The sequence below is a fragment of the Fictibacillus gelatini DSM 15865 genome (assembly GCF_000430745.1).
GTDB classification, from domain to species: Bacteria; Bacillota; Bacilli; order Bacillales; family Fictibacillaceae; genus Fictibacillus_A; species Fictibacillus_A gelatini.
This window is the reverse complement of record NZ_AUMP01000016.1, coordinates 29170-54109: the sequence shown is the minus strand read 5'-3', so window position 1 is coordinate 54109 and position 24940 is coordinate 29170. Positions and strand designations below refer to the sequence as shown.

The following is a 24940-nucleotide window of genomic DNA, read 5'->3' as shown; positions in this document are numbered from 1 at the left end:
TAAATGAAGGCTATATTGTTTGTAGGGCATGGGAGCCAGTTGGAAGAAGGAAATGAAGAAGTAAGAACGTTTATCAAATTGCTTACGCCAAAACTGGGCAAAGATCTCATTATTGAAACATGTTTTCTCGAATTTGGCTCGCCATCGATCATGGAAGGAATCGACCAATGTGCAAAAAAAGGGGCAAGCCATGTATATGTCATACCGATAATTTTGCTCCAGGCGGGACATTCAAAAATACATATTCCAGCCACGATTGACGAGGCCAGGGACAAGTATCCATACATCGGATTCACTTATGGCCGCCCGATCGGCATTCACGAAGAAACAGCGGACATTTTGTACAGCCGTCTTAAGACAATCGGTTTTGATGCAAAGGAACCAGATGAAGAAACCGCAGTCCTTCTCATCGGTAGGGGAGGAAGCGATCCTGATGCCAACAGCGATCTTTACAAGATTTCTAGATTGCTATGGGAAAGGTGGAACGTTAAGTGGGTCGAGCCGGCTTTTATGGGCGTGACTTCACCGCTAGTCAATGAAGGGGTTGAGCGCTGCCTGAAGCTCGGGGCGAAAAAAGTGATTTTGCTGCCGTACTTTTTATTTACAGGCATATTGATGAACCGGATGGCCGAGATGCTCGAGGGGTTCAAGAACGAATACCCGAACAACGAATTTCTTTTGGCTGATTATTTCGGCTTCCACCCAAAGCTACAGAAGATCATCAAAGATCGAGTGGAAGAAGCGCTAGAGGGCGAAGTGAAAATGAACTGCGATACATGCCAGTACCGTATTAACGCGATGGAGCATATTGATCACCACCATCATCACGATCACGGCCATGATCATGGACATCATCACCATCATGGGCATCATCATGTTCACGAAAGTAGGTGAAACGAAATGATTTTAGTGCTGGCAGGGACGAGTGACGCAAGAGAACTCGCATTAAAAATAAAAGAAAACGGGTTTAACGTTTTAACGACCGTTGTAACGGAAAATGCAGGAAAAAGTTTGAGCGATGTTGGATTGGACGTGCGTGTCGGCAGATTGACAGATTCCGAAATGGCAGCCCTCATTCAGGAGAGGAAAGCGCAGGCGGTCGTCGATGCGAGCCATCCGTTTGCCGAAGAGGCGTCAAAAAATGCCGTAAACGGCGCGAAATGTGCGAACGTCCCATACATCCGTTATGAGCGGGAAACGCAAAACTTCCGCCATGAGAAGATAACGTTCGCAAGCTCGTATGAGGAAGCGGCAGACCTTGCAGCAACGAAAAAAGGCGTCATTATGCTTACGACCGGGAGCAAAACCCTTCACATTTTTGCCAATCGGTTGAGAGAAGTGGAGGGCACAAGGCTCATTGCCCGCATGCTTCCGCGCAAAGACAATATGGAAAAATGCGAGGCGCTAGGAATTGAACAAAGAAACATCGTGGCGATGCAAGGGCCATTTTCAAAGGAACTGAATAGAGCGCTATTCGACCACTATAACGTGACGCTTATGATTACTAAAGAAAGCGGAAAACGAGGAGCGGTCGATGAAAAGCTGGAAGCAGCACTTGAAGCGGGGATTGAAACGATTATGATTAAGCGTCCAAAAATCAACTATGGAACCGTTTATTCCGATTTTCAAAGCGTGATTGATCACTTGAAAAGTCTCGTAAACATGGGATAAGGAGCGAAATAACGATGGATTTTAAAACAGAATTTAAGCCGATTACGGTGCAGCCTCAATTAATTGAAGGGAAAAGCTTTGAAATGATCACTGAAGAACTTGGCGACCATCCTTTTACGGAGGAGCAGTATCCGGTGGTCCAGCGCATTATCCATGCTTCTGCCGACTTTGAACTTGGAAGAAGCATCTTGTTTCACCCCGATAGCATCCGAGCGGGAGTAAGCGCCATTAAGAAAGGGAGAAATGTCATTTGTGACGTGCAAATGGTGCAAGTCGGAATCACCAAACAACGGATTGAAAAACATGGCGGATCGATCAATGTGTACATATCCGATCCTGATGTAATGGAAGAGGCAAAACAATTGGATACAACAAGGGCGATCATCTCGATGAGAAAAGCGATAAAAGAAAATGAAGGCGGCATATATGCGATCGGAAATGCGCCGACGGCCTTACTTGAGCTTATTCGGTTAGTTAAAGAAGGCATCGCGAAACCAGACCTCATCATCGGTCTCCCGGTCGGATTTGTCTCTGCGGCCGAGTCGAAAGAAGAGCTGGCTAAATTGGATGTGCCGTTTATCACGAACGTCGGTCGGAAAGGCGGAAGTACAATTACAGTTGCTGCACTAAATGCACTTTCTCTCATCGCAGAACAGGTGTAAAGATGAATAAAAAGCAAGAAAAAGATCCATCTAACATGCGGCACGGCTATACGACGGGGGCTTGCGCAACAGCTGTAGCAAAAGCCGCATTGATAGGTTTGATCACTCATGAACCTCAGAAGGAAGCGACCATTCGTTTGCCGATTGGCAAGGAAGCGACCTTTAAAATCGAAAAATGTGAAGTGAATGGGGACATGTCCGTCGCTGAAACAATTAAAGACGCCGGAGATGACCCTGATGCCACTCATCAGGCGCGAATTGTTGCTACCGTGACATGGAGCGGCGAGCGGGGCATCATTCTTGATGGAGGCGAAGGTGTCGGAAGAGTGACAAAACCAGGCTTACCCGTCGCTGTCGGCGAGGCGGCCATCAATCCCGTTCCGCGGAAAATGATTATCACGACTGCAGAGAACGTACTTAATGAATTTGACGTGGAAAAAGGGATTAAAATCGTCATTTCCGTTCCGGACGGAGAGGAAATCGCCAAGAAAACGTTAAATGCGAGGCTTGGAATCATTGGCGGCATTTCTATATTGGGGACGCGGGGCATCGTTGTTCCGTTTTCGACAGCCGCATATAAAGCTAGTATCGTTCAGGCGATCAGCGTCGCACGTGCTAGCGGATGCGATCATGTCGTCCTTACAACGGGGGGAAGGAGCGAAAAATTCGCGATGGAGCTCCTTACCCATCTGCCGGAAGAAGCCTTTATTGAAATGGGCGATTTCGTCGGCTTTTCTCTTAAACAATGCAAGCGGCAAAACATCAAGAAAGTATCCCTTGTCGGCATGATGGGCAAGTTTTCTAAAATTGCGCAAGGGGTCATGATGGTCCATTCGAAAAGCGCCCCGGTCGATTTTGGTTTTCTTGCTGAAACAGCGAAAGCGGCAGGTGCAAAGGAGAAGCTTATTGCGGAAATTCAAGAGGCGAACACCGCTTCACAGGTAGGCGACTTAATGCTTGAGGCGGGGTGCCAGACGTTTTTTGAAAAGCTATGTGAGGCCTGCTGCATAAGTGGTTTAAACGAGGTGAATGGCGGCATGGAAATCGAAACGGCCATTTACACGATGAAAGGACAATTATTAGGGAGGGCTGTTCGAATTGACGCAAACGGTTAAAATTATCGGCATCGGAAATAACGGCAAAGAAAGTCTTCCTCAAACGCTTATAAGATGGATTGAGGAAAGCGAAGTATTGCTTGGAGGAGAGCGGCAATTATCTTATTTTCCAGCTTACAATGGTGAAAAAGTCGCAATTAGAGGGGGACTGAAAAGCATTGTCGAACGACTTCAACATGAATCAAGAGATGCGGTTGTATTGGCTTCAGGCGACCCGCTCTTTTACGGAATAGGCAGCTACTTATCAAAGAAAGTGAAAGTCGAAGTCTACCCTTATTTAAGCTCTGTCCAGCTTGCCTTTGCAAAAATGGGCGAAAGCTGGCAAGATGCCTATTTCACCAGCGTTCACGGGAGGAGCTTGAATGGCCTCGTCCAGCGGATCGACGGCAAGCCGAAAATCGCTATTTTAACGGATAAAGAAAATACGCCGGGGAAAATCGCAAGCTACTTGCTTTCATTCGGGGTCACTGAATATAAGGCATTCGTTGCGGAAAATTTGGAAGGCGAAGATGAAAAATGCGGCTGGTTTGAACTTTCTGAATTAACGGACCGTGAATTTTCGCCATTGAATGTTGTCATTTTAAAGAAAAGATCCCCGGGGCCTGTATGGCCGTTGGGCATTGATGACGAAGAGTTTTTTCAGCGCAAGCCGGACAAAGGATTGATCACGAAAAAGGAAATTCGTATTTTGAGCATTTCGGCCTTACGCTTGAAAAAAGACAGCGTCGTTTGGGATATTGGCACGTGCACGGGCTCCGTTGCCATTGAAGCGGCAAAAATCGCAACGGATGGGGAAGTATATGCGATTGAAAAAAATGAAGCCGACATTGAAAACTGCCTGAAAAACCAGAGGAAATTCCGGACAGACTTTACGGTCATCAACCAAAAGGCGCCAGAAGGATTGGAGCAATTCCCCGATCCCGATGCGGTATTTATCGGCGGAACAGGCGGGGAAATAAAAGAGTTGATTCATACGTGCTGTTCGCGCCTGAAAAAAGGGGGACGGATCGTTTTAAACGCAGCGACGATCGAGAATCTTTACATCGCCAAAGAAACGTTTCATGAGGCGGGATATGAGACGGAAATTAGCCTCGTTCAAGTTTCGAGAAGCAAGCCGATTTTGCAAATGACGCGTTTTGTTCCGTTAAACCCGGTTTACATTATTACGGCCTACAGAAAGGAAGGGGAAGAAGAATGACAGCATATGGCACGTTATACGGATTAGGGGTTGGGCCGGGCGATCCTGAGCTTATTACTGTCAAAGCATTTCGGGTGATCAAGGATTCACCGGTCATCGCTTATCCGAAAAAAAGAAAAGGAAGCAAAAGCTATGCCCATCGAATCGTTGATGTGTATATCAAGCCCGGTGAGAAAGAAATGCTCGGATTAGTGTTTCCGATGACAAAAGATGAAACAACCCTGGAGAGGGAATGGACAAAGACGGTACAACTCGTCTGGGACAAATTGCAAGAGGGGAAGGATGTCGCGTTTGTGACGGAAGGCGATCCGCTTCTTTACAGCACGTTCATCCATATGATGAAGCTGATGAAAAAGCGCCACCCTGAAGTCAATATAAAGACGGTCCCGGGCATCTCGTCCATTAATGGAGCGGCATCACGCCTTTCGCTCCCTCTTGCAGACGGGGATGAAAAAGTCGCCATCGTTCCTGCAAGAGATGACTATGAAACCATGAAAAACGTGATTGAAGAAAATGATTGCGTCATCTTTTTAAAAGTGGCGAAAGTGATCGACTTGATGCTCCGGGTATTGAAAGATTTAGATCTTATAGACAAGGCTCAAGTCGTTACAAAAGTGACGTCGGAAGAAGAAGTCATTTGGAACGTGGAAGAATTGGAAGGCACGGAGCTTGAATATTTAACGCTAATGGTGGTGAGAAAATAGTGAGAGTTTACTTGATTGGTGCAGGACCCGGTGACCCGGATTTAATTACGGTAAAAGGATTGAAGATTTTGCAGGAGGCGGATGTGATTCTTTATACTGACTCTTTAGTCAATGATACTTTAATAGAAAGGGCAAAGCCGGGGGCTGAAATTTTGAAGACGGCGGGAATGCATTTAAAGGAAATGGTAGAGATTATGGCCGAACGGGTGAAACAAGGAAAATGCGTTGCCCGTGTACATACAGGCGATCCGTCCGTATATGGCGCCATTATGGAACAGATCTCGCTTTTGAAAAAGGAAGGTATTGAGGTTGAAATCATACCGGGTGTTAGTTCTGTATTTGCTTCTGCGGCCACAATTGGAGCAGAGTTGACCATCCCGGAATTGACCCAGACGGTAATTTTGACAAGAGCAGAAGGGCGGACGCCCGTGCCGGAGCTGGAAAAGCTGAAGGATCTGGCGAAACACCATTGCACGATCGCCCTTTTCTTAAGTGCGACCCTGACGAAAAAGATTGTGAAAGAGCTTATCGATGCCGGTTGGAAAAAGGAGACCCCGGTTGCCGTCGTCCAGAGGGCGACATGGCCCGATCAATTGGTTGTCAGGACGACCTTGGAACATTTAGATGAAGACATGAGAAAGAATGGAATCCGCAAACACGCGATGATTCTGGCAGGTTGGGCGCTTGATCCAAACATCCATGAAAATGAAGAATTTCGCTCGAAACTATACGATGCTTCATTTACCCACGGGTATCGAAAAGGTGTGACAACTTCATGATTGAATTATGTGAAGACAGGTTAGCCAACATACAAAAGACGAACAGTTATGCTATCGTTGCGATTACAAAACACGGAGTGACCCTAGCAAGAAAACTCGCTGCAACATTTTCCAACTCCGATCTGTATTATATGGCCAAGTTTGAAAAAGGGGATGAAAAGGAGCGGAACATCCAGATGTTTACCGGCAGCGTCCGTCTTCTTTTTCCAGCTCTTTTTCAATCATATAAAGGAATCATCGTCATTATTTCATTAGGTGCCGTCGTCCGGATGATTGCGCCTTTATTAAAAGATAAAAAAACAGATCCCGCTGTCGTTGTCATCGATGATAAAGGAGAGCATGTGATCAGCGTACTCTCAGGACACTTAGGGGGAGCAAATGAACTGACACGCGAAGTTGCTGCGGCGATTAATGCGAGGCCAATTATTACAACCGCATCAGATGTGCAAAAGACGATCCCTGTCGATTTATTCGGTTCCCGGTTCGGCTGGCAATGGGAGTCCGCTGAAAAATTAACGCCGGTTAGCGCATCCGTCGTCAATGAAGAAAGGGTCGCAGTCATCCAGGAATCGGGCGAAACGGATTGGTGGCATATAGACACGCCGCTACCCAAAAACATCCGTGTTTTTTCATCAATACAAGAGGCGCTCCCATATGACCCGGAGGCAGCCCTGGTCGTGACACACCGTTTGTTGACGGAGGAAGAAAAATCAATTTTACATAATGGCGTTCTTTATCGCCCGAAAGTAATCGGACTTGGGATCGGCTGCAACCGCGGTACGTCCGCCGCTGAAATTGAACAAGTTATTGAAGAAACGCTTTTTGAATTGCAATTTTCCATTAAGAGCGTTAAAGCGATATGCACGATTGATTTAAAGAAAGATGAAGAAGGATTGCTCGAAATCGTCGGGAAACATGGCTGGGAGTTCGTTTATTATTCCCCGGACCAATTGAATGGGGCGAAAATTGAAGCGCCATCCGATACCGTTTATAAATATACGGGCGCTTATGGCGTGAGCGAACCTGCTGTTCGGTTATACACTGGCGCCGAACAGCTCGCTCTCGTGAAGAAAAAGTCGGGAAATGTGACGATTTCTGTAGGCATTATTTCATTTGAATGATAAAAGGCGGGAAAGTAATGACAGATAGAAGATTGGTCATCGCAGGAACGGGAAGCGGGGTCGGCAAGACGACGCTTACGATCGGACTGATGGCAGCATTCAGAAAAAAAGGATATGTCGTTCAGGGATTTAAATGCGGGCCGGATTATATCGATCCAACATACCATACGGCTGTGACGAAAAGAACGTCCCGCAATTTAGACAGCTGGATGCTTGAAAAAAATGTTGTGAAAGAAATATTAAATAGAGGTTCTAAGGATGCTGACATTTCCATCATTGAAGGGGTCATGGGCTTTTTCGATGGAAAAAACCCCGAGACAAACGAAGGTACGACGGCCGAGATTAGCGTCTTGACCGACAGCCCCGTCGTTCTTGTCATCAATTGTGCGAGCATGGCAAGAAGCGCAGCGGCGATCGTTAAAGGTTTTCAAAGTTTTGCAGATGGTCCGAGAATCATCGGGGTGATCGCGAATAACGTCGGAAGCGTTGGGCATTATCGGATTGTAAAAACGGCGATTGAAAAGGAATGCCAGATCCCCGTTTTCGGTTACTTAAAGAGGGAATCCGGCATCGAAATTCCGGAGCGGCATTTAGGACTGGTCCCTTCGATAGAGCGCGGAGAGCTTGATCCGTTTTTTGAACGACTGGCAACATGCGTTTTGGAAACGGTCGATGTCGACGGGCTGTTTGAGGCAGCCAAAACGACGTCAATTGAATCAGAAGGCCCTTCTTTATTCCAGCCTCGTGGAAATAAAGATGTCCGCATTGCTGTTGCGAAAGATGCCGCTTTCAATTTTTATTATGAAGAAAACCTTGAGTTGTTGGAAAGTTTTGGAGCTGAATGTGTATATTTTTCTCCGTTAAACGGCGAGCCCGTTCCTCCGAATGTTCACGGATTGTACATCGGCGGAGGCTTTCCGGAAGAGTTCGCCCAGAGGCTGTCGAAAAATGAACGTGTGAAGGAATCGATCAGAGGGGCAGTAGAAAGCGGAATGCCGACGTTAGCCGAATGTGGCGGTTTTATGTACTTGAACCAATCGATTGAGACAACGGATGGATCCATCTTTCCAATGGTGGGCCTCATTCCCGGGACGATAAACATGCAAACTAAATTAGCAGCGCTCGGATACCGGGAGATCACGGGTACGGAAGGAAATTTTTTATTGGAGAACGGCCAAAAAGCGAAAGGGCACGAGTTTCATTATTCGACGTTCCATAGCGACGAAAAATTCAGTCCCGCCTATGAAACGAAAGGGATGCGCGGGATCAAGAAAGAAGGATATATGAACGGCAATCTGATCGCAGGTTATACCCATTTTCATTTTGCTTCTTGTCCGCAAATGGTAAAGCGGTGGATTCGCGCCTCCACAAAGTGGAAAAATGATCGGAAGGAGCAAGCCTTTGATGTCCATTGATTGTTTCATACAACCGGTAGATAAAGAAAAAGGGAAAGAGGTTCGTTCCTATATCGATACATTGACAAAGCCACCTGGAAGTCTCGGGCGGCTTGAGGAGCTGGCAATTCAGCTTGCTGAAATCACATCGCAATCGCATCCGGTAGTCACGCCTCCCGGGGTTATCGTATTTGCCGCTGACCATGGCATAGTAGAAGAAGGAGTATCCGCATTTCCTCAGGAAGTAACTGCACAAATGGTCGGAAATTTTGCGAATGGCGGGGCGGCGATTAACGTCTTCTCAAGGCAAATCGGCGCACGGTTAAAAATTGTTGACATTGGCGTGGCCAATGACGTGAACTTCAAAGCCGTTGTCGAGCGGAAAATCAAATACGGCACTGCGAACTTTTGCACGGAAGATGCAATGGCTAGAGAGGAGGCCATTCGCGCGATTGATGTCGGGTTTACTGAAGCGGAAATGATGATTCGCGAAGGGGTCAAATGCCTTATCCCCGGCGAAATGGGGATTGGCAATACAACAGCAAGTTCCGCGATATTAGCGTCTCTGACAGGCACAGATATCGCGCTTCTTGTTGGGAGTGGTACTGGAATTGAAGACGGGAAACTCGCACATAAACAGGACGTAATCAAGCGAGCATTACAAGCTAGAAAACCGGATTCGAAAGACCCGCTTGACATTCTCAGTAAAGTGGGCGGGCTTGAAATTTGTGGTATGGCCGGAGCGATGTTAGCTGCAGCCGAAAACAAAATTCCGATTTTAGTCGATGGATTTATTTGCACGGTTGCTGCTTTACTCGCAGTCGAAATGGCTACAGAAGCGAAAGACTATATGATTATCGGGCACGAGTCGGTGGAACCGGGCCACCAGATCGCAATCGAACGATTAGGGAAGAAGCCGCTTTTGCATTTAGAAATGCGTCTCGGTGAAGGAACTGGCGCTGCTGTCGCCTTTCCAATTTTGCTTTTTGCTGTTAATATGTTAAAAATGGCTACATTTTCATCAGCCGGCATTTCTACCAATTAACAGGGGATGTTCAACATATGACATATTATCCAGCAATGTTGGATTTAAAAGGAAAAAAAGTTGTTATCGTCGGAGGCGGTGTGATCGCTGAAAGAAAAATAAAAGGATTGCTTCACTCTGGCGCGGAAATTACCGTCATCAGTCCATCAATTACAGAACAAGTAAAAGAGTGGGTTTCCAGCGGGAAATTAAGCTGGGAAAATAAACGGTTTGATCAAAAAGACTGCCGCGAAGCTTTTCTCATTATCGCAGCGACAAACAATGCGGGTGTCAATCTGAGAGTTTATGAATCGGCGCAAAATCATCAATTAATCAATCTTGTCGACCGCCCGGATTTAAGCAATTTTATCGTGCCTTCGACGTTAAGACGCGGAAAATTGAGCATTTCCGTATCGACATCCGGGGCAAGCCCGGGTTTGGCAAAGCAAATGATCGAGACCCTTTCCTGCATTTTTGATGAAAGTTATGAAGAGTATATGGAATTTTTAGACGAATGCCGAAAGCATGTTAAACGAGAGATTAAGGATCAACATGTAAGAAAGAAACTATTAAAAGAATTATTGCATCCACGTTTTTTAGAAATGACACGTCAAGGACTATACGAGGAGAGAGAAGAACAATTTACTAAGTTAATAGAGAAAGGGCGAGCGGGATGAATAAAGGGAAAGTATATTTAGTCGGTGCAGGTCCTGGCGATCCGAAGCTCATAACCGTCTATGGGTTAGAATGTATCCAGAAGGCAGACTGTATCGCTTACGATCGGCTTGTCAATAAAGAGCTGCTTAATCATGCGAAAAAGGATGCGGAACTCGTCTACTGCGGGAAACTTCCAGGCAAGCATGCCCTCATCCAGGAGCAAATAAATCATTTGCTTGTTGAGAAAGCACTTGAAGGAAAAATCGTTACCCGCTTAAAAGGAGGAGACCCGTGCGTTTTTGGACGGGTGGGGGAAGAGGCGGAAGTGCTTGCCGAACACGGTATCGAATTTGAAATTGTACCGGGGGTAACAGCGGGCATTGCTGCACCCGCATATGCCGGAATTCCGGTCACTCACCGGGAGCATGCCTCATCATTTGCGATAGTCACAGGCCATGGCCGAAAAGCAAAAGGACAGGACAGCTTGAATTGGAAGGCGCTTGCAACTGGAATCGATACGGTTGCATTTTACATGGGTGTCGGCAACTTAAGCTACATTACTGGTAGTCTTATGAAACATGGAAGAGATCCAAAAACGCAAGTGGCTATCATCGAATGGGGAACGACGGATAAACAGAGAACCGTAACAGGCATGTTAGATTCAATTTGCCAACTGGCAGAGAGGGAGAAAATTAATCATCCAGCCATTTTATTAGTGGGAGATGTCGTCCAATTAAGAGAAAAAATCAAATGGTTTGAGAAAAAAATAGAACCGGATAAAGTGGGATCGGAGGGATAAAATGTCGCTATTAGAAGCATTAAAAAATAGACGCGCGATTCGAAACTATGAAAATAAAGAAGTGGAAGAAGAAAAAATCAAGCAACTGCTTGAAGCGGCGACATGGGCGCCTAATGACCGACTGCGGGAGCCGTGGACCTTTTTCGTCATAAGAGGAGAAGCGAAAAAGAAGTATGAGGCGATTGCGGCCGGCTATTTAAATGAGCGTTTTCCGACGAAACCGCATTTAGTCGAAAGCTCGTTAGCTGTCGTCAAAAACACTCCAGTCATCATTGTTGTTACTTCAGACATCATTCCGGGAGATGAAGCAAGCTCTATCGATAATGAATATGCGACTTGTTGTGCGATCCATTCGATGTGGCTCGCTTCCTGCGATCTTGGACTCGGGTTTGTCTGGCGAACAAGAGGCGTCGGGCTCGTCCACGACGAGAGGCTCCACCGTTTTATCGGTTCGCCAGAAGACAAGAAAGTGGTAGGAACCGTTTTTCTAGGATATCCGAAAGAAGGAGAAGAAGTGAAAGCGACCCGCCGAACGCCTTTCGAAGAAAAGACAATTTGGCTATAATTTATTTAGAGGGGGCCGCCTAAAAGATGGATTTTAGGTGACGCCCTTTTTCTCGTTTTAACCTGTTGGACTATTCAAATTATGGAGAAAAGTGTATAATGATAAAAAAGCTTTTTGACAGAAAGAGGATTTTTTGTGAAAAGAACACTGGCCATAAGCGATATTCATGGAGAACTGAAGAAGTTTGAACAATTGCTAGAGAAAGTTAATTATAATTCTTCCGTAGACCAATTGATTTTATTGGGAGATTATGTCGACAGAGGCGAAGATTCTAGTGGTGTCGTTGAAAAGGTCATTCAGTTAAAAGAAAACGGGGCTGTCGTTTTAAAAGGGAATCATGATGATATGCTCGTAAGAGCGATGAATGGAGACAAAAAGGTTTGGGATAATTGGACGATAAGAAACGGTGGACAGAGTACATTGAAAAGCTATCAATATTCGCTTAGCATTGAACAGGGGGAAATTATAGCAACAGTCAATGAGCATACGAAGTCCGAGCTGATGGAGGAGCATAAAACTTTTTTAGAAAATCTTGATTATTTTTATGAAACGGATGACTATATTTTTGTTCATGGCGGCGTTCACCCGACCACTCCGATCCAGGAAACGGACCCTTACGTTTTAATTTGGATCCGTGAAGAGTTTCATAATGGCTACAACGGTGACAAAACAGTCATTTTCGGGCATACGCCAACGAATTCGTTCCATGATTGTTCAGACGTGTATTTTGCTGATAACAAAATTATCGGAATTGACGGAGGAGCTGTTTTTGGCGGACGCCTGAACTGCCTCGAATTGCCGAGCAAAAAGGTTTATTTCGTTGAGTAATCATCGTATTTGACAAATTCAGAATAGTGTTGTATTTTAATAAATAATTTAACATCGTTGCTCTTATCAAGAGAGGTGGAGGGACTGGCCCGATGAAACCCGGCAACCGCCAGTATGTTCTGGAAAGGTGCCAATTCCTGCAAAGCGGATGAGCTTTGAAAGATAAGGGAGAGCGTGCCGTTTACGGATCGAACATCTCTCTTTCTTTCAAGAGCGGTGTTTTTTTATTGTATAAAAAATAAAAAAGGAGACGGTTGAAATATGGGGTATCGATTTGAAACCATTAGCATTCACGGAGGATTAAAAGTGGACGATACGGGTGCGCGTTCCATTCCTCTTCATCAGTCGAATGCGTATTTGTTTGAAAACACGGATCATGCAGCTGATTTGTTTGCATTAAAAGAAGAAGGCTATATTTATACGAGGATTGGAAACCCTACCGTTGCCGTACTCGAAGAACGTGTCGCCCAACTTGAAGGAGGAGTCGGGGCGCTCGCGGTTTCAAGCGGGATGGCGGCAATTACAACCGCGATTATGAACATCGCCAATTCGGGGGATGAAATTGTTTCTGCCTCGAAACTTTATGGCGGGACGTACAATTTATTTTCTACAACTTTGCCAAAATACGGAATAACGACAAAGTTTGTTGAACCTGGCGACCTAGAAGGGTTAAGGGAGGCGATTACGCCAAAAACAAAAGCCGTTTTCGCCGAAACGATCGGCAACCCGAGCTTAGAAGTGCTTGACATTCAAGCGTTTGCGGACATCGCCCATGCGCATGGAATCCCGCTTATTGTCGATAACACATTTGCAACTCCATATTTATGCAGGCCAATTGAACACGGGGCAGACATCGTCGTCCATTCCGCGACAAAATGGCTCGGAGGCAACGGCACGACACTCGGTGGGATTATAATTGACGCCGGAAAATTTAATTGGGATTCGCCGAATTTCCCGGGGTTCACCCAGCCTGATCCGAGCTATCACCATCTTGTATATGCAAAAGACATTGGCAAGGCGGCTTTCATCATTAAAGCAAGAGTGCAATTTTTGCGCGATATTGGTGTAGCGCTTAGTCCGTTCAACGCGTTCCAAATTAGTTTAGGAATTGAGACATTGCACGTCCGGATGAAAGAACATATCGCGAATACGCGAAAAATCGTTCGCTACCTTGAAAATCACCCCGGCATCGAGTGGGTACTCTATCCCGAGCAAGAGACGCATCCATCCAAATCCCTTGCCCAAAAATATCTTCCAGATGGTGCAGGTAGCGTCGTTGTCTTTGGAATTAAAGGAGGGAGAGAGGCCGGGAAAAAAGTGATCGATTCTGTTCAATTATGGTCGCACGTAGCAAATGTAGGCGATGCAAAAAGCTTAATTATTCATCCGGCAAGCACTACCCATCAGCAGCTAAGTCCTGAGGAGATTAAGGAAGCTGGGGTAACGGAAGATTTAATTCGCCTTTCGGTTGGAATTGAGCATATCGACGATTTAATTGAAGATCTAGAACAGGCGATCGTCAAAGCAAATGGCATTTCATCGAAAGCACATGTTTAAAAAAAGCGCCTTAAGAGGCGCTTTTTTTAGATCCTCGTATTTTTCTTCTTCGCTCGATTTTCAAGCTCGGTTTTCGGCTCCATGCCGAATTCAGCGTCAGGGCTTTTTCCCTGCGGGTTCACGCTAGAAGCTGCCTTGCCTTTTCCAGTGCTTTTCTTAGACACGATGACTCACCTCCCTTCTCATTGCGTGTTCAAAAAGGAGGACAAAAAGAGCCGTCGCCAGCTAATACCGTCCCGTCCTGTGACAACGCTGGCACTAGCACGTCCTGTGCGTCGGAAGATCGAGGCGGCGAAGCTTTGAGCAAGGCTACTACACGAACCGCTTCTATGCGGCCTTGTACCGAGGAAGCCTACTTCCAAGCATAAGCTAATAGACGCAGGTACAACGCGTATGGCGTTTTTTATACGTGAGTAGCGCAAAAGCAAGCCAACGAAGAGATTCGACGGTAATTTTTCCCGGACTTTTTGAACAACCTTTATTAGGTTGACCAATCTGGAGGATGATATTTACAACATCCACCCCCTTTGCTACAATAACGATGACAATAAAAGCATAAAGGGGAGCCGGGAGAGGCCTGGCTGAGAGGGTGCCCGCAAATAGGCGCCGACCCTATAACCTGATCTGGGTAATGCCAGCGGAGGGATTTTAGCTATAACTCTATATCTTTCTGCTCGTATGCTGCCCGTTTGGCGGCTTTTTTTATTGCGAAAAAAAGTATATAAAGGAGAAATCAAAATGGCTGATGTTCTTGTAAGCTTTAAAGTGATTCCAAAAGTAAAAGATGGCAATACGTATGAAGTGGTCGATAAGGCAATAGAGGTCGTGCAGGCTTCGGGAGTGAAATATGAAGTTGGCGCTATGGAGACAGTGATGGAAGGGGAAATGGACCATCTTCTTAACATTGTAAAAGAGGCACAGGAAGCTTGCATTAAAGCCGGCGCGCTTGATGTATTGACAACCATTAATATTCATTACCGCCCAGAAGGGGTCACGATGGATGAGAAAATTAAGAAATACAGATCATAACTTGCTCTGGAAAAAAATCGTCTTTCCGGCATGGCTGTTGCTATTGCTGCTTGTCCTATGGGAAGCGGCCGTACGTATCTTCCAGATTGAAAAATGGATTTTGCCGGGCCCTTTATCGATTGTCAAGGCACTTATACAAAGCAAGGATTTGTTAATTGATCATTCTATTCAAACGATTTATGAAACGTTAATCGGACTCGGAGCAGCGATCATAATCGGCGTTATTATTGCTGTCGTTATTGAAAGTTCTGAAATGATTCGTTTAGCGGTTTATCCGCTTCTTGTCATTTCCCAAACGGTACCGATCATTGCGGTCGCACCGCTTTTTTTAATGTGGTTCGGGTATGGACTCTTGCCGAAAGTCATTGTCGTCGCGCTCGTTTGCTTCTTCCCGATAGCCGTAAATCTGGCGGATGGATTTCGTCTTGTTGATCGGGATAAAATACGATTATTAAAGTCGATGGGCGCGAACCGTTTGCAAATATTCAGAATGGTTCAATTTCCTGAAAGCATGCCCCATTTTTTTTCGGGCCTCCGAATTGCTGGAACATATAGCATTATGGGCGCCGTCATTGGGGAATGGCTTGGAGCGAGCAAAGGTCTTGGCATTTTTTTAACCCGCTCTTCTCAGTCTTTTTTAACCGAACGCGTATTTGCCATAATTTTAGTTATTGTTATTTTAAGTTTAATCATATTTGGTTGGATTGAAATGATTGCCAGAATACTTATGCCCTGGCATTATAAGCATAAGAAATTGCAGGGCAAATAGGAGGTAACAATCAATGAAGAAATGGACCGTGCCCATTATTGCAGGCATTTTATTATTGTCCGGCTGCGCGAACGAGAAGCAATCGGAAACGGAAAAAGGAACGAAAAAATTACAGAAAGTATCGATCATGTTAGACTGGACGCCAAACACGAATCATACTGGCATTTATGTGGCGAAGGATAAAGGCTATTTTAAAAAGGAAGGTTTGGATGTTGAGATTCTCCCGCCTGGAGAAGGAACATCGGCCGAACAGCTTGTCGCCAGAGGAAAGGCAGACTTTGGCGTATCGTACCAGGAAAACGTAACGAACTCAAGAGCAAGCGGTATTCCGATCGTCTCGATTGCGGCCGTCATCCAGCACAATACATCAGGTTTTGCTTCGCTAAAAAAAGACCACATTACTCGTCCAAAAGATTTCGAAGGAAAGCGCTATGGCGGATGGGGATCGCCGGCGGAAGAAGCGATGATCAAAGGGGTTATGGAGAAAGATGGCGCCGATTATAAAAAAGTGAAAAACGTAACGCTGGGCCAGACGAACTTTTTTACTTCGATCGGCAAAGACGCCGATTTTGAATGGATTTATTACGGCTGGGATGGAGTCGAGGCGAAACGAAAAGGAAAAGACATCAATATTTTAATGGTGAAAGATTTAGACCCTGCTCTTGATTACTATACTCCGGTCATTATCACCAACGAAAAAATGGCAAAGACGAATAAACCGCTTGTGAAAAAATTTATGAAAGGGTTATCAGAAGGCTATAGCTTTGCAATTAAACATCCGAAAGAAGCGGCAGGCATCCTTGTGAAAGATGTTCCTGAATTGGACCGTGGATTAGTGTTAAATAGCCAGCAATGGTTAAGCAAACAATATCAGGCCGATAGCAGCCGTTGGGGTGTGCAAAAACAAGAAGTGTGGTCACGTTATGCGGATTGGATGTATAAAAATAAACTCCTCTCGAAAAAGATCGATACGAGGAAGGCGTTTACGAATGAATTCCTCCCAAAATAAGTTATGCGTAAAAAATGTGACGAAAACTTTTTCGCATGACATTACCGCAATTCAAAACATATCCGTTCATATTAAGGAAGGCGAAATTGTCAGCATTATCGGTCCGAGCGGCTGCGGGAAAAGCACAATGCTCGATTTAATCGCGGGACTGAGTTTGCCAGATTCAGGCGACATATTATTAAATGGCCAGTCGATTGTCGGCAAAACTGGAAAAGTCAGCTATATGCCGCAAAACGATGTTCTCTTGCCATGGCGGACAATTATCGAAAATGTCACGATCGGCCTAGAAGTACAGGGAATGAAGAAAAAAGAAGCAAAAATAGAAGCGAAGCAGTTGCTTCCCGCCTTTGGATTGGAACAATACGGTGACCATTATCCGTACATGCTGTCTGGAGGAATGAAACAACGCGCTTCTTTTTTGCGGAGCGTCTTATGTAAAAAAGAAGTTATGCTTTTGGACGAGCCTTTCGGCAAATTGGATGCACTTACAAAAAGAGGCCTGCATGAATGGCTCATTGAACGATGGCAGGAGTCTCATTTTACAATGATGCTTGTCACACATGATGTCGATGAAGCCATTTATTTATCCGACAGAATATACATCATGTCACACCGGCCAGGAAAAATTATTGCTGAAATTAAGATACGATTAGAAAAAGACCGTCTAAAACGAAGCATTACGTCGGTTGAATTTGCCAGCCAAAAAGAAAAAATATTGTCCATATTGGAAGGAAAAAGCGCTGCCGCATTCTTTTAAGGGCGGCGCCATTTTTAAATGAGAATAAAATTTCACGTACCGTATTTTATGCCTTTATATAAAAATTAACAAAGAACATTTCATAAATCTACCAGCGGGAGCAAGGTCAAAAAGTCCTATTTTTTTGCGAAAAAATAGGTTATATGGACTAAAATCAGGGGGATGAGAGAAGCTGAACGTTTAAGTCCAGAATCGTCGGGCAACAGAAGGCGAAAACAACGATTCCAGGGGGAACGCAATAATGAAAAAAGGAACAATCATTTCAGCCATGTTGGCTTTATGCATCGTGTTCGCTTCAGGAAAGATGGCCGAAGCTTATACAGGGGAAGGTGACACACTCTGGGGCATTACTCCTACACACGGTGCACTTTATGATCAAATCATAAAAGAGCGAAAGCCTTCTAAACTTCATAAAAAAATAAAGAAAACAAAAATAGGTAAATCGGTTACGGTTTCAAAAAATAAATCGATTCATATTTCAAAAAAAGAGTTGCATTTACTGGCTTCACTCATTGAATCAGAAGCTTCCGGTGAAAGCTTCAAAGGAAAAGTTGGCGTTGGCGCCGTTGTTTTAAATCGTGTTAAAAATAAAAAATTTCCTGATTCAATCAGTGCAGTCATTTATGAGCCTGGCCAGTTTACGCCAGTTATGACGGGTTCGCTTAAAAAGCCTTCGAAAGAGTCGATAAAAGCGGCCAAAAAAGCCCTTGGCGGTTATGATGATACACACGACGCATTATTTTATTACAATAAGAGAACGGCAACCAATCATTGGCTAGACTCACGTCCGGTTACAGTCGTGATCGGAAATCATACTTTTACTAAATAACACATATTGAAAGCCTTAAAATCATTGCTGATTTTAAGGCTTTTTTCCGTGCTAGTACTTTTAGCCTGATAAATCCAGACTATTTACAATATTAATACTCTACTATAACGTATTTTAAAAAGGAGGGATTTCATGTATAAAAGGTTTCTTCAATTTTTTGTCATCCTCTTAACAACTATTTTGATAGTTAATTATTCGCCTACTAGCATTCAAGCGAAGGAAAAAAGAAACATCACTGACTCCCAGGTAGCCGTCGGCACGAAAGGAATGGTCGTCACCTCCCATCCACTCGCTTCCAAAGTTGGTGCTGAAGTATTGAAAAAAGGCGGAAATGCAGTCGATGCCGCCATCGCCATTCAGTTTGCTTTAAATGTAAACGAACCGATGATGTCCGGGATTGGTGGCGGCGGATTTATGATGGTTTATGAAGCCAAAAATCATAAAATAACGATTATTGACAGCCGCGAAAAAGCTCCGATGGGGGCAAAGCCTGACATGTTTCTAGATAAAAATGGAAAGGTTATCCCATTTCCCGTCCGATCGACTGACGGAAAAGCTGTTGGCGTTCCTGGAACGCTGAAAGGATTAGTCAAAGCCCATGAAAAATGGGGCACTGTTCCATTTAACAAACTTATAGACCCATCCATCCGAATGGCTGAAAAAGGAGTAAAAGTGAACTGGGTGTTGGCAGATGCGATCAAAGAAAATGAGGACAAGCTTTCCAAAACAGCTGCAAAAGAGGTTTTTCTGCCAAACGGAAAGCCATTAAAAGAAGGGGATGTGCTCGTCCAAAAAGACCTTGCCAAAACCTTCAAGCTTATCCGAAAAAATGGCCAACACGCATTTTATAATGGTGAGATCGCAAAGGCCATTTCCTCTGTTGTCCAAAAAAATAATGGCAGCATGACAAAGAAAGACTTAAAAAATTATGATGTCACCATTGATCAACCGATTAAAGGAACATATCGCGGGTACGAAATCGCTTCGATGCCGCCGCCAAGTTCAGGAGGAGTCACGCTTCTTCAGATTCTTAGCATCCTTGAAGGATATGATTTGAATCAGTACGGGGTCCGATCTCCGGAAAAGTACCATTTATTGACTGAAGCAATGCACCTTGCATATGCCGATAGGGGGGCTTATGTCGGAGATCCGGAATTTGTCGATGTCCCGACAAAAGGAATGCTGAATCCAGACTATATTAATGAGCGAAGAAGCCAAATTCAATTCGAAAAAGCAAACAGCGACATTAAACCCGGCGATCCATGGAAGTTCCAGGAAGGAAACGGCGGCCAACCAATCGTCAAACAGCCGGATGACAAAAAAATTGGCCAAACCACTCATTTTACCGTAGCTGACAAATGGGGAAATCTAGTTTCTTATACGACGACGATTGAACAAGAGTTTGGAACGGGGATTATGGTTCCTGGCTATGGATTCCTTTTAAATAATGAACTGACGGACTTTGACGCGGTTCCAGGTGGGGCAAATGAAGTTCAACCGAATAAACGGCCGATGAGCAGCATGAGCCCGACGATCATTTTTAAGGATGGAAAACCGGTGATGACAGTTGGCTCACCGGGAGGAAGCACGATTATCGCATCGGTTGTCCAAACCATCATCAATTCTATTGATTATCATATGAACTTAAAAGATGCGATTGAGGAACCGAGAATTTTCAGCCCTTCCTATCCGACCATAAACTGGGAGGAAGGAATACCGCAAGCAGCCCGGAACCGGCTGGAAGAATGGGGACATAAATGGAACAGCAAGCCTCAGCCTATTGGAAATGTTCAAAGTATGCAAATTTTCCGCAAACCTGATTTTTATCTAGGGGCAGCCGACTCTACGAGACAAGGAAAGGCAATAGGATTATTCCGTTAAAGTATAAGAATGAAGGCTGCTAAGAAGCAGCCTTCATTCTTATCTGTAAGTTTTCTTCGTTTTAACAATGATGAAATAGATAATCGCGATGAACAAAATCAAGAGAATTCCGTCAATGGCAAAGCGATGGACGTATTCGTCGACAATCATCCATCTTTTTCCTAATTCTCTGCCAAGTGTCACAAAAGTAACGCACCATATCATAATTCCTGCATAGGCGAGAGTGACATATTTCTTAAATGACATCGATGAAATTCCCGCCAGATAAGCCGTAATATGCCGGATACCCGGAATAAAATAACCGAACACAATTAACAACGTTCCGTATTTTTGAAATAAGCCCTGGGTTTTTAATAGCTTGTCCTCGGTAATTCGCAGTTTTGGCCCGAATTTTGTAATTAAAGGCAATCCGAACCTCCTCCCGATCCAGTAGCTAATTGTAATCCCTGTTAATGCACCAATCGACGAAATAAAAATGGTTAAAAAATACGACATCATATTCTTATAAACGAGATAGCCGGCAAAAGTCATTAACGCTTCGTCAGGTATGGGAAGTCCAAGAATACCTAATGCAAGCGCAAGGAATATTCCGATATATTCGAATTGCTGGATAAAATGCAATATATTTTGTTCCATGAACACACCAACTTCTATAGTTGTCAAAAAAATGAGAGAACTTTCTCAAAAACCTATTGATTCTTAACGTACCTTTCTCTATCATAGTAATAAGATGCTGCTATTTCAATGAAAAATAAAATTAAAATCAATATCGATGAAAAAGAGAGTAGCTTTTTGGATTTGTTTTTAGCGAATCGGGGAAGGTGGAAGCCCGGTACAAGCCTTAAAGTGAAACGGACTTTTGAGATGCTTGCTTGAACATTATAGTAGTAGAGCATGCCGGGACATCCCGTTATCATATGTAAGCCGGTTTCAAATATTGGAACAACAAGAGTGGTACCGCGGGTAAATTCATCTCGTCTCTTTCTGAGGCGGGATTTTTTTAGGTTAAGGAGGAAAATATTAATGTATAAGGAAAAATTTGCAAACTCACTATCAACTGTTATTGGAGAGTCGATCAATGAAAAAGACATCCTAAATATGATAGAAAAACCGAAAAATCAAGAGCTCGGCGATTTTGCATTTCCTTGCTTTCCGTTGGCGAAAACTATGAAAAAGTCTCCGCAGGCCATTGCAAGTCACATTGCCGGTCAAATCAACGATCCGCTTTTTGAAAAAGTGGAAGCGGCGGGCGGGTATGTGAACGTATTTCTGAATAAACAATTGGTCATGACTGAGACGATCCAGGAGGTATTGCGCAAAGAAAACGCATTTGGAAACCAAACCTTCGGCGAAGGGCAAACGATCACAATCGATCTTTCCTCGCCAAACATCGCGAAGCCATTTTCAATGGGGCATTTACGATCTACCGTCATCGGCAACGCCATCTCCAACATTTCTAAAAAATGCGGATATCAAGTAGTTGGCATTAACCATTTAGGAGACTGGGGAACGCAATTCGGGAAATTGATGGTCGCCTATAAAAAATGGGGAGACGAGGAAACGGTAAAAGCGAACCCGATTAAAGAATTAACGAAGCTCTATGTAAGGTTCCATGAAGAAATGGAATTAAATCCATCGTTAGCGGATGAAGGAAGAGAGTGGTTTAAAAAATTAGAAAACAAAGATGAAGAAGCAACTGCATTATGGAAGTGGTTCCGCGAAGAATCGTTGAAGGAATTCTCTAAAACGTATGATCTTCTTGGAATTTCATTTGATTCGTATAATGGCGAAGCTTTTTATAACGACAAAATGGAACCCATCGTCGAAGAGCTAATGGCGAAAAATCTATTGGAGGAATCAGATGGAGCGTTAGTTGTTCGGTTAGAGGAGGAGAATTTGCCTCCGTGTTTAATTAAAAAATCGGATGGAACGACACTGTACGCGACACGTGATTTAGCGGCAGCCATTTACCGAAAGAACCATTATCAATTTGCAAAATCGCTATATGTTGTCGGTAGAGAGCAGTCGCTCCACTTTGCGCAGCTGAAAGCCGTTTTGCAAAAAATGGGTTATGAATGGGCAAAAAATATTGAGCATATTCCTTTTGGCATGATTCTTAAAAACGGCAAGAAAATGTCAACGCGTAAAGGGAAGATTGTTTTATTGGATGAAGTGTTAAAAGAGGCGATCCGTTTAGCAGAAAAAAATATCGAAGAAAAGAATCCATCCCTTGCGAATAAGGAGACGACTGCCCATCAAGTTGGTGTCGGAGCTGTCATTTTCCATGATTTGAAAAATGAACGAATCAATGATGTCGAGTTTTCGTTGGAACATATGTTGAAATTTGAAGGGGAAACAGGCCCTTATCTTCAATATACACATGCAAGGGCGTGCACGTTGCTGAAAAAAGGAGAGTTTTCAAAGCCGGAAACCGGATTAACCATCCAGGATGAGGCCGGATGGCCGATCGTGACTTTAATACGCGAATTTCCGGATGTAATTCAAAAAGCGTTCGAACAATTCAACCCTTCATTGATCGCCAAACATTTAATCAACCTTGCCCAGAGCTTTAACAAATATTATGGAACGGTAAGAATTTTGGAAAATAACTCATTAAAAGAAGAGCGACTGGCTCTCGTATATGCAACGACAGTCGTGCTCCAAGAAGGATTAAGGCTACTAGGCATCAACGCGCCTGAAGAAATGTAACTAAAAAGATTTCAATAATAAAATTATGTAAACTAAAATATAAATTTCCGAACAAAATTGCCATTGCAACTTTGTTCGGAAAAATATAAAAAACTTTCGTGTGAATGTTGAGAATTTTGCTAAAATACATTATAATAATTCCATCATGCTTCAGTATTGCATTTTAGTCAAAAAAGTACGGATATTCATATTGAAATGTTTTTTTAAATAAATAATGAAACAATGTTTTGTAATAAGCAACGTTGTGGGAAGGGGGAAACTTTTGTTGGATTAAAGTTTTTTTAATCAAGGCATCATTATAAAAATTAGTTTCCGTTTTTTTAATTATTTTTAGAAACGGAGTTCCGCGATAAGCAACACTAAAAACGATTTAAAATTACACAGGAATATAAGGGCAAGATCTCATCTTAGTTTAAGTGCAATACTGGTGATAGGTTACGAATGTTGTTGCGACTTATGTTTTGGGTTCAATCAATTTTAGGAGGCTAATGATGAAAACAAATAATACGAACAATGTAACCGCTGTCTTTGATGAAAAACTGGCTCTACCAAAATTGCTGCCGCTGGGGCTTCAACACCTTCTGACAATGGTAGGATCATTTATGGTTCCAGTCATAGTAGGTAGTGCTATCGGACTTGATTCAAAAAGCCTTGCCTATTTAGTTTCTGCCATTTTTCTTACGAGTGGATTGGCTATCTTAATTCAAGTAATTGGAATCGGAAAAGGAGTTGGCTCAAAACTTCCGTTAGTGATGGGGTCATCTTTCATTACGCTTGGTCCGATGATCGTTATCGGAAAACAGTATGGTTTGCCTGCGCTTTTCGGTTCGGTAATCGGATCCGGAATATTTATTTTAATTTTATCATTTTTCCTTAATAAGATTCTCGTATTTTTTCCAAAAGTCGTCACAGGATCATTCATTACGATAATGGGTATAACACTTGCTCCTGTGGCGTTTAAAGACTTTGCAGGCGGAGAGGGTTCTCCGAATTATGGTTCATCTACTAATCTGTTAATCGGAACAATTGTTTTAGCATTAGTTATCTTGCTTCATAAGTTCTGTAAGGGGTTTTTAAAAACAATGTCTATCCTTATTGGAGTAATGGTAGGAACAATTTTGTCATTCGTTACTGGAATGATCAACTTCAGTCCGGTTTTTGAAGCAAAATGGTTGCAGGTTGTCTCTCCGTTCCATTTTGGGATGCCAGAGTTTAATGTAAGCGCCATTATGACAATGTCGATATTCTGTTTAATTAATTTAATTCAATGTGTCGGTGCGTATTCGGTGTTAGATGAAGTATGCGGAACGGCCACATCAGACAAAACGGCCATTAATGGATTAAGGGGCCAGGCAGTCGGTCAAATCATATCGGGGATTTTTAACTCTGTACCTCATGCATATTTAAATGAAAACATTGGTGTAATGTCACTAAGCGGAGTAAAAAGCCGGTTCGTTCCTATAACTACTGGATGTATACTTATCGTTTTGAGTTTTCTGCCGAAATTTTCGGCTATGATCACGATCATCCCTGCTTGTGTTCGCGGGGGAGCAATGCTTGCCATATTTGGAATGGTTATTTCTGCAGGAATATCCATTCTTTCAAGGGTGAACTATTCAGGAAACCATAACACTTTAATTGTAGGGACAAGCATCGCAGTAGGAGTAGGGTCTAATTTTCAACCAGAAGTATTTAAACAAATGCCGTGGATCGTAAAAATATTATTTGAAAATGGAATGTTCTCAGCATGTCTTGTTGCCGTACTGTTAAATATATGTTTGAATTTTCATACTTTTTCAGGAGCCTTCTTCAGTCAATCAAGGAAGAACCAACTAGAAACCGAAGCCTCCTAGGTTGGTGTCACCTATTAAAATGGTTTTAAA

General features: G+C 43.7%; 25 protein-coding genes, 2 riboswitches and 1 other annotated feature. Of the genes, 23 read left to right on the top strand and 2 right to left on the bottom strand.

Annotated features, from left to right (window positions below; genetic code table 11):
- The first annotated feature begins 3 nt into the window (after positions 1-3).
- The 15 genes from H538_RS0111270 (at position 4) to H538_RS0111200 (ending at position 14074) form a co-directional block, all read left to right on the top strand.
- A complete protein-coding gene (locus tag H538_RS0111270; protein ID WP_026677689.1) occupies positions 4-894 on the top strand; it encodes a sirohydrochlorin chelatase in 891 nt (296 codons plus the stop codon).
- 6 nt (positions 895-900) lie between these two features.
- Positions 901-1671 carry a precorrin-6A reductase gene (cobK, locus tag H538_RS0111265; RefSeq protein ID WP_026677688.1) on the top strand — a complete coding sequence of 257 codons (771 nt, stop codon included), beginning with the start codon at positions 901-903 and terminating at the stop codon, positions 1669-1671.
- A gap of 14 nt (positions 1672-1685) precedes the next feature.
- A complete protein-coding gene (locus tag H538_RS0111260; RefSeq protein ID WP_026677687.1) occupies positions 1686-2333 on the top strand; it encodes a precorrin-8X methylmutase in 648 nt (215 codons plus the stop codon).
- A 2-nt stretch (positions 2334-2335) separates the two neighbouring features.
- A complete protein-coding gene (locus tag H538_RS0111255; protein ID WP_026677686.1) occupies positions 2336-3448 on the top strand; it encodes a cobalt-precorrin-5B (C(1))-methyltransferase in 1113 nt (370 codons plus the stop codon).
- Positions 3432-4646 (top strand): bifunctional cobalt-precorrin-7 (C(5))-methyltransferase/cobalt-precorrin-6B (C(15))-methyltransferase, encoded by a 1215-nt coding sequence (locus H538_RS0111250; protein WP_026677685.1) that lies wholly within the window; start codon positions 3432-3434, stop codon positions 4644-4646. Before H538_RS0111255 ends, H538_RS0111250 begins: the two co-directional genes overlap by 17 nt.
- Positions 4643-5350 (top strand): precorrin-2 C(20)-methyltransferase, encoded by a 708-nt coding sequence (cobI, locus tag H538_RS0111245; RefSeq protein WP_026677684.1) that lies wholly within the window; start codon positions 4643-4645, stop codon positions 5348-5350. The genes H538_RS0111250 and cobI overlap by 4 nt, the downstream gene beginning before the upstream one ends.
- The gene (gene cobM / locus H538_RS0111240; protein ID WP_026677683.1) at positions 5350-6129 is read left to right on the top strand and encodes a precorrin-4 C(11)-methyltransferase; all 780 of its coding nucleotides are present in this window, start codon (positions 5350-5352) and stop codon (positions 6127-6129) included. The genes cobI and cobM overlap by 1 nt, the downstream gene beginning before the upstream one ends.
- Entirely contained in the window at positions 6126-7250 is a 1125-nt protein-coding gene (locus H538_RS0111235) for a cobalt-precorrin 5A hydrolase (protein ID WP_026677682.1), read from the top strand. Before cobM ends, H538_RS0111235 begins: the two co-directional genes overlap by 4 nt.
- A gap of 17 nt (positions 7251-7267) precedes the next feature.
- The gene (locus tag H538_RS0111230) at positions 7268-8665 is read left to right on the top strand and encodes a cobyrinic acid a,c-diamide synthase CobB (protein ID WP_026677681.1); all 1398 of its coding nucleotides are present in this window, start codon (positions 7268-7270) and stop codon (positions 8663-8665) included.
- Complete coding sequence (gene cobT, locus H538_RS0111225) at positions 8655-9689, top strand: nicotinate-nucleotide--dimethylbenzimidazole phosphoribosyltransferase (protein ID WP_026677680.1); 1035 nt, start codon at positions 8655-8657, stop codon at positions 9687-9689. Before H538_RS0111230 ends, cobT begins: the two co-directional genes overlap by 11 nt.
- 17 nt (positions 9690-9706) lie before the next feature.
- A complete protein-coding gene (locus tag H538_RS0111220; RefSeq protein WP_026677679.1) occupies positions 9707-10345 on the top strand; it encodes an NAD(P)-binding protein in 639 nt (212 codons plus the stop codon).
- Entirely contained in the window at positions 10342-11124 is a 783-nt protein-coding gene (gene cobA, locus H538_RS0111215; RefSeq protein ID WP_026677678.1) for a uroporphyrinogen-III C-methyltransferase, read from the top strand. The genes H538_RS0111220 and cobA overlap by 4 nt, the downstream gene beginning before the upstream one ends.
- 1 nt (position 11125) lies before the next feature.
- The gene (locus H538_RS0111210; RefSeq protein WP_026677677.1) at positions 11126-11689 is read left to right on the top strand and encodes a nitroreductase family protein; all 564 of its coding nucleotides are present in this window, start codon (positions 11126-11128) and stop codon (positions 11687-11689) included.
- A 135-nt stretch (positions 11690-11824) separates the two neighbouring features.
- Complete coding sequence (locus H538_RS0111205; protein WP_026677676.1) at positions 11825-12517, top strand: metallophosphoesterase family protein; 693 nt, start codon at positions 11825-11827, stop codon at positions 12515-12517.
- Between the two features lie 60 nt (positions 12518-12577).
- Positions 12578-12686, top strand: a riboswitch (SAM riboswitch).
- A gap of 92 nt (positions 12687-12778) precedes the next feature.
- A complete protein-coding gene (locus H538_RS0111200) occupies positions 12779-14074 on the top strand; it encodes an O-acetylhomoserine aminocarboxypropyltransferase/cysteine synthase family protein (protein WP_026677675.1) in 1296 nt (431 codons plus the stop codon).
- Positions 14075-14100: 26 nt separating this feature from the next.
- On the opposite strand, the gene sspL is transcribed toward H538_RS0111200, so the two are convergent.
- Complete coding sequence (sspL, locus tag H538_RS0111195; protein ID WP_081412636.1) at positions 14101-14238, bottom strand: small, acid-soluble spore protein L; 138 nt, start codon at positions 14236-14238, stop codon at positions 14101-14103.
- A gap of 385 nt (positions 14239-14623) precedes the next feature.
- Positions 14624-14737: riboswitch (TPP riboswitch) on the top strand.
- Between the two features lie 75 nt (positions 14738-14812).
- Here sspL and H538_RS0111190 point away from each other — a divergent pair.
- The 6 genes from H538_RS0111190 to ggt all read left to right on the top strand — a co-directional run bounded on the left by H538_RS0111190 (position 14813) and on the right by ggt (position 20348).
- Positions 14813-15103, top strand: a complete 291-nt coding sequence (locus H538_RS0111190; RefSeq protein WP_026677673.1) for a thiamine-binding protein — start codon at positions 14813-14815, stop codon at positions 15101-15103.
- On the top strand, positions 15075-15872 hold the full coding sequence (locus H538_RS0111185) for an ABC transporter permease (RefSeq protein WP_051291443.1): 798 nt from the start codon (positions 15075-15077) through the stop codon (positions 15870-15872). Before H538_RS0111190 ends, H538_RS0111185 begins: the two co-directional genes overlap by 29 nt.
- 13 nt (positions 15873-15885) lie before the next feature.
- Entirely contained in the window at positions 15886-16881 is a 996-nt protein-coding gene (locus tag H538_RS0111180) for an ABC transporter substrate-binding protein (RefSeq protein WP_026677671.1), read from the top strand.
- The gene (locus H538_RS0111175) at positions 16862-17638 is read left to right on the top strand and encodes an ABC transporter ATP-binding protein (protein ID WP_026677670.1); all 777 of its coding nucleotides are present in this window, start codon (positions 16862-16864) and stop codon (positions 17636-17638) included. The genes H538_RS0111180 and H538_RS0111175 overlap by 20 nt, the downstream gene beginning before the upstream one ends.
- Before the next feature lie 241 nt (positions 17639-17879).
- Entirely contained in the window at positions 17880-18467 is a 588-nt protein-coding gene (locus H538_RS0111170) for a cell wall hydrolase (RefSeq protein WP_026677669.1), read from the top strand.
- A gap of 132 nt (positions 18468-18599) precedes the next feature.
- Entirely contained in the window at positions 18600-20348 is a 1749-nt protein-coding gene (ggt, locus tag H538_RS0111165; RefSeq protein ID WP_026677668.1) for a gamma-glutamyltransferase, read from the top strand.
- A 39-nt stretch (positions 20349-20387) separates the two neighbouring features.
- Here ggt and H538_RS0111160 read toward each other — a convergent pair whose 3' ends face one another.
- The gene (locus tag H538_RS0111160; RefSeq protein WP_026677667.1) at positions 20388-20984 is read right to left on the bottom strand and encodes a DedA family protein; all 597 of its coding nucleotides are present in this window, start codon (positions 20982-20984) and stop codon (positions 20388-20390) included.
- Positions 20985-21111: 127 nt separating this feature from the next.
- Positions 21112-21333: a binding site (T-box leader), on the top strand.
- A 38-nt stretch (positions 21334-21371) separates the two neighbouring features.
- On the opposite strand from H538_RS0111160, the gene argS reads away from it, so the two are divergent.
- Together argS and H538_RS23675 are read left to right on the top strand one after the other, a co-directional pair.
- The gene (gene argS / locus H538_RS0111150; protein ID WP_035350624.1) at positions 21372-23057 is read left to right on the top strand and encodes an arginine--tRNA ligase; all 1686 of its coding nucleotides are present in this window, start codon (positions 21372-21374) and stop codon (positions 23055-23057) included.
- Between the two features lie 491 nt (positions 23058-23548).
- On the top strand, positions 23549-24910 hold the full coding sequence (locus tag H538_RS23675) for a nucleobase:cation symporter-2 family protein (protein ID WP_081412635.1): 1362 nt from the start codon (positions 23549-23551) through the stop codon (positions 24908-24910).
- The last annotated feature ends 30 nt before the right edge of the window (positions 24911-24940 follow it).

What these genes read in the sequence shown, in the direction of transcription:
- H538_RS0111270 (WP_026677689.1), top strand. Translation starts at nt 4, where the DNA reads ATGAAGGCTATATTGTTTGTAGGGCATGGGAGCCAGTTGGAAGAAGGA.
- cobK (WP_026677688.1), top strand. Translation starts at nt 901, where the DNA reads ATGATTTTAGTGCTGGCAGGGACGAGTGACGCAAGAGAACTCGCATTA.
- H538_RS0111260 (WP_026677687.1), top strand. Translation starts at nt 1,686, where the DNA reads ATGGATTTTAAAACAGAATTTAAGCCGATTACGGTGCAGCCTCAATTA.
- H538_RS0111255 (WP_026677686.1), top strand. Translation starts at nt 2,336, where the DNA reads ATGAATAAAAAGCAAGAAAAAGATCCATCTAACATGCGGCACGGCTAT.
- cobI (WP_026677684.1), top strand. Translation starts at nt 4,643, where the DNA reads ATGACAGCATATGGCACGTTATACGGATTAGGGGTTGGGCCGGGCGAT.
- H538_RS0111235 (WP_026677682.1), top strand. Translation starts at nt 6,126, where the DNA reads ATGATTGAATTATGTGAAGACAGGTTAGCCAACATACAAAAGACGAAC.
- H538_RS0111230 (WP_026677681.1), top strand. Translation starts at nt 7,268, where the DNA reads ATGACAGATAGAAGATTGGTCATCGCAGGAACGGGAAGCGGGGTCGGC.
- cobT (WP_026677680.1), top strand. Translation starts at nt 8,655, where the DNA reads ATGTCCATTGATTGTTTCATACAACCGGTAGATAAAGAAAAAGGGAAA.
- H538_RS0111220 (WP_026677679.1), top strand. Translation starts at nt 9,707, where the DNA reads ATGACATATTATCCAGCAATGTTGGATTTAAAAGGAAAAAAAGTTGTT.
- cobA (WP_026677678.1), top strand. Translation starts at nt 10,342, where the DNA reads ATGAATAAAGGGAAAGTATATTTAGTCGGTGCAGGTCCTGGCGATCCG.
- H538_RS0111210 (WP_026677677.1), top strand. Translation starts at nt 11,126, where the DNA reads ATGTCGCTATTAGAAGCATTAAAAAATAGACGCGCGATTCGAAACTAT.
- H538_RS0111200 (WP_026677675.1), top strand. Translation starts at nt 12,779, where the DNA reads ATGGGGTATCGATTTGAAACCATTAGCATTCACGGAGGATTAAAAGTG.
- H538_RS0111190 (WP_026677673.1), top strand. Translation starts at nt 14,813, where the DNA reads ATGGCTGATGTTCTTGTAAGCTTTAAAGTGATTCCAAAAGTAAAAGAT.
- H538_RS0111185 (WP_051291443.1), top strand. Translation starts at nt 15,075, where the DNA reads ATGAGAAAATTAAGAAATACAGATCATAACTTGCTCTGGAAAAAAATC.
- H538_RS0111180 (WP_026677671.1), top strand. Translation starts at nt 15,886, where the DNA reads ATGAAGAAATGGACCGTGCCCATTATTGCAGGCATTTTATTATTGTCC.
- H538_RS0111175 (WP_026677670.1), top strand. Translation starts at nt 16,862, where the DNA reads ATGAATTCCTCCCAAAATAAGTTATGCGTAAAAAATGTGACGAAAACT.
- H538_RS0111170 (WP_026677669.1), top strand. Translation starts at nt 17,880, where the DNA reads ATGAAAAAAGGAACAATCATTTCAGCCATGTTGGCTTTATGCATCGTG.
- ggt (WP_026677668.1), top strand. Translation starts at nt 18,600, where the DNA reads ATGTATAAAAGGTTTCTTCAATTTTTTGTCATCCTCTTAACAACTATT.
- H538_RS0111160 (WP_026677667.1), bottom strand. Translation starts at nt 20,984, where the DNA reads ATGGAACAAAATATATTGCATTTTATCCAGCAATTCGAATATATCGGA.
- argS (WP_035350624.1), top strand. Translation starts at nt 21,372, where the DNA reads ATGTATAAGGAAAAATTTGCAAACTCACTATCAACTGTTATTGGAGAG.
- H538_RS23675 (WP_081412635.1), top strand. Translation starts at nt 23,549, where the DNA reads ATGAAAACAAATAATACGAACAATGTAACCGCTGTCTTTGATGAAAAA.